The organism is Nocardioides pelophilus, assembly GCF_014180685.1.
GTDB classification, from domain to species: Bacteria; Actinomycetota; Actinomycetes; order Propionibacteriales; family Nocardioidaceae; genus Nocardioides; species Nocardioides pelophilus.
This window is the reverse complement of the sequence record NZ_JACEHF010000254.1, coordinates 1-3,436: the sequence shown is the minus strand read 5'-3', so window position 1 is coordinate 3,436 and position 3,436 is coordinate 1. Positions and strand designations below refer to the sequence as shown.

2 rRNA genes are annotated in these 3,436 nt (G+C 56.2%); both read left to right on the top strand.

Annotation, left to right across the window (positions count from 1 at the left end):
- The first annotated feature begins 30 nt into the window (after positions 1 to 30).
- Positions 31 to 3,153, top strand: a 23S ribosomal RNA gene (locus tag H0488_RS22425).
- 164 nt (positions 3,154 to 3,317) lie between these two features.
- Positions 3,318 to 3,434, top strand: a 5S ribosomal RNA gene (gene rrf / locus H0488_RS22420).
- The last annotated feature ends 2 nt before the right edge of the window (positions 3,435 to 3,436 follow it).

Sequence of the window (3,436 nt, the reverse complement as noted above, 5' to 3'; positions counted from 1 at the left end):
GTTGTTTGTTGTGTGTGTTGGTGGTTTGTGTGGCAAGTTGGTAAGGGCGCATGGTGGATGCCTTGGCATCGAGAGCCGATGAAGGACGTGGGAGCCTGCGATATGCCCTGGGGAGTTGGCAACCGAGCGTTGATCCGGGGATGTCCGAATGGGGAAACCCAGCTGGAGTTATGTCCAGTTACCTGCACCTGAATGAAATAGGGTGTGTGGAGGGAACGTCGGGAAGTGAAACATCTCAGTACCGGCAGGAAGAGAAAACAATAGTGATTCCGAGAGTAGTGGCGAGCGAAATCGGATCAGGCTAAACCTCATACGTGTGATACCTGGCAGGGGTTGCGTGTGGGGGGTTGTGGGAGCATTTGTGCGCCAGCTGCTGATGGTGTGCGGAGTAAGAAATCGTTGATGAGGTCGAAGTCCGTTGGAAAGCGGTGCCGTAGCGGGTGATAGCCCCGTAGACGTAAGTTGGCGACTCCGTAAGTGTTTCCCAAGTAACATGCCACTCCTGGAATGGTGTGTGAATCTGGCGGGACCACCCGTTAAGCCTAAATACTTCTCGATGACCGATAGCGGACAAGTACCGTGAGGGAAAGGTGAAAAGTACCCCTGGCGGGGAGTGAAATAGTACCTGAAACCATGCGCCTACAATCCGTCAGAGCCTGACTTGTTCGGGTGATGGCGTGCCTTTTGAAGAATGAGCCTGCGAGTTAGCGGTGTGTGGCGAGGTTAACCCGTGTGGGGTAGCCGTAGCGAAAGCGAGTCCTAATAGGGCGATTGAGTCGCACGCTCTAGACCCGAAGCGGAGTGATCTATCCATGGGCAGGTTGAAGCGCCGGTAAGACGGCGTGGAGGACCGAACCCACTTCAGTTGAAAATGGAGGGGATGACCTGTGGATAGGGGTGAAAGGCCAATCAAACTCCGTGATAGCTGGTTCTCCCCGAAATGCATTTAGGTGCAGCGTTGCGTGTTTCTTGCCGGAGGTAGAGCACTGGATAGCCGATGGGCCCGACCAGGTTACTGACGTTAGCCAAACTCCGAATGCCGGTAAGTGAGAGCGTGGCAGTGAGACTGCGGGCGATAAGGTTCGTAGTCGAGAGGGAAACAGCCCAGACCATCGGCTAAGGCCCCTAAGGGGCGGCTAAGTGGAAAAGGATGTGGAGTCGCAGTGACAACCAGGAGGTTGGCTTGGAAGCAGCCACCCTTGAAAGAGTGCGTAATAGCTCACTGGTCAAGTGATTCCGCGCCGACAATGTAGCGGGGCTCAAGCCGCCCGCCGAAGCCATGGCACTCACACAATACCCAAGCCGGACTTGATCTTGGTTCAGGGGTGTGGGTGGGTAGGGGAGCGTCGTGTGCGGGGTGAAGCCACAGAGTGATCTAGTGGTGGACGGCACACGAGTGAGAATGCAGGCATGAGTAGCGAATCACGGGTGAGAAACCCGTGCGCCGAATGATCAAGGGTTCCAGGGTCAAGCTAATCTGCCCTGGGTAAGTCGGGACCTAAGGCGAGGCCGACAGGCGTAGTCGATGGACAACGGGTTGATATTCCCGTACCGGCGAAGTGGCGCCCATGACGAGCCCGGTGATGCTAACCACCCGAAACACGCCTGACCGATCCCTTCGGGGTGAGGCGGGTGTGCGGAGCGTGGGATCCGATCCGGTAGTAGTCAAGCGATGGGGTGACACAGGAAGGTAGCCCAACCACGCCGATGGTAGAGCGTGGGTAAGCATGTAGGACGTGACCTAGGCAAATCCGGGTCGCAGCCGCGAGGCAAGTCTGAGATGTGATGCCGACCCCGTATGGGGGAAGTGGGTGATCCTATGCTGTCGAGAAAAACCTCTAGCGAGCCACGAGCCGCCCGTACCCCAAACCGACTCAGGTGATCAGGTAGAGAATACCAAGGCGATCGAGACAACCATGGTTAAGGAACTCGGCAAAATGCCCCCGTAACTTCGGGAGAAGGGGGACCCGATCCGTGTACCCACTTGCTGGGGAAGCGGAGGAGGTCGCAGAGACCAGGCCCAAGCGACTGTTTACTAAAAACACAGGTCCGTGCTAAGTCGTAAGACGATGTATACGGACTGACTCCTGCCCGGTGCTGGAAGGTTAAGAGGACGGGTTAGACGCAAGTCGAAGCTCAGAATTTAAGCCCCAGTAAACGGCGGTGGTAACTATAACCATCCTAAGGTAGCGAAATTCCTTGTCGGGTAAGTTCCGACCTGCACGAATGGAGTAACGACTTGGGCGCTGTCTCAACCATGGACTCGGCGAAATTGCACTACGAGTAAAGATGCTCGTTACGCGCGGCAGGACGGAAAGACCCCGGGACCTTTACTATAGTTTGGCATTGGTGTTTGGTTCGGCTTGTGTAGGATAGGTGGGAGACTTTGAAGCGGCCACGCCAGTGGTTGTGGAGTCAACGTTGAAATACCACTCTGGTCGTACTAGATGTCTAACCTAGGGCCATGATCTGGTTCAGGGACAGTGCCTGATGGGTAGTTTAACTGGGGCGGTTGCCTCCTAAAATGTAACGGAGGCGCTCAAAGGTTCCCTCAGCCTGGTTGGCAATCAGGTGACGAGTGTAAGTGCACAAGGGAGCTTGACTGTGAGACAGACATGTCGAGCAGGGACGAAAGTCGGAACTAGTGATCCGGCACCACCATGTGGAAGGGGTGTCGCTCAACGGATAAAAGGTACCCCGGGGATAACAGGCTGATCTTCCCCAAGAGTCCATATCGACGGGATGGTTTGGCACCTCGATGTCGGCTCGTCGCATCCTGGGGCTGGAGTAGGTCCCAAGGGTTGGGCTGTTCGCCCATTAAAGCGGCACGCGAGCTGGGTTTAGAACGTCGTGAGACAGTTCGGTCCCTATCCGCCGCGCGCGTAGGAAACTTGAGAAAGGCTGTCCCTAGTACGAGAGGACCGGGATGGACGAACCTCTGGTGTGCCAGTTGTACCGCCAGGTGCAGGGCTGGTTAGCTACGTTCGGAAGTGATAACCGCTGAAGGCATCTAAGCGGGAAGCACGTTTCAAGATGAGGTTTCCCCACCCCTCGAGGGTGTAAGGCCCCCAACAGACTATTGGGTTGATAGGCCGGAGGTGTACAGCAGCAATGCCCAGCCGACCGGTACTAATAGGCCGAACACTTGCCACACAAACCCCCAACACAACCAACAAACGTTGTGCCCACAGGGGCGATGTGCGCAAACAGAGCAAGACAACACACAACTCAACGAACCGCGCAACACACAAACACGCGTCCACACAATCCAACCCCAACACAACCAACACCGTTGTGCACAACAGGGGTACAAGAGTTACGGCGGCCATAGCGACAGGGAAACACCCGGACCCATCCCGAACCCGGAAGTTAAGCCTGCCAGCGCCGATGGTACTGCAACCGAGAGGCTGTGGGAGAGTAGGACGCCGCCGGACAT